Genomic DNA, 607 nt, shown 5'->3' on the forward strand with positions numbered 1-607 from the left:
CCGCCCGGCGGGTCGGTGGACATCATGGCGCGCCAGTACTCGGAGCCGCTCTCGCGCATCCTTGGCGTGCCGGTGGTGGTCGACAACCGCCCGGGCGCCGGCGGCTCGGTCGCCACGCAATCCGTGGCGCGCAGCAAGCCCGATGGCTATACGCTGGTGGTCTCGTCCCAGAGCAGCCACCTAGCCAACCCGCTGACCCAGCCGAAGCTGGGCTACGACCCGATCAAGGATTTCGAGAACATCGCCATCCTGGGACGCCAGCCCAACGCCCTGGTGGTGCACGCCAGCCTGCCGGTGCGTACCTTCGCGGAATTCCTGGCCTACGCCAAGAAGCACCCCGGCAAGCTCGACTACGGCAGCGGCGGCGTTGGCAGCATGGGCCAGTTGAATGTGGAGATGCTCAAGGCCAGCACCGGCATCTACGCCACGCACATTCCTTATCGTGGCGGCACGCATCTGATCACGGCCGTGCTGAGCAATGAAGTCCAGTTCATCCTCGACAACCTGGTCATCATGCTGCCCTACATCAAGGAAGGAAAGGTGCGTGCGCTGGCGGTGGCTTCCGAGCAGCGCCTGCCGCAGTTGCCCGACGTGCCGACCATGGCCG

1 protein-coding gene is annotated in these 607 nt (G+C 65.9%); it reads left to right on the plus strand.

Annotated features, from left to right (window positions below; genetic code table 11):
* Window positions 1–607 (plus strand): Bug family tripartite tricarboxylate transporter substrate binding protein (locus tag OR16_RS39130; protein WP_006165066.1); only part of this gene is annotated, 607 nt, incomplete at both ends.

Origin of the sequence: Cupriavidus basilensis OR16, from assembly GCF_000243095.1 — a bacterium.
In the GTDB taxonomy this organism is placed as follows: domain Bacteria; phylum Pseudomonadota; class Gammaproteobacteria; order Burkholderiales; family Burkholderiaceae; genus Cupriavidus; species Cupriavidus basilensis_D.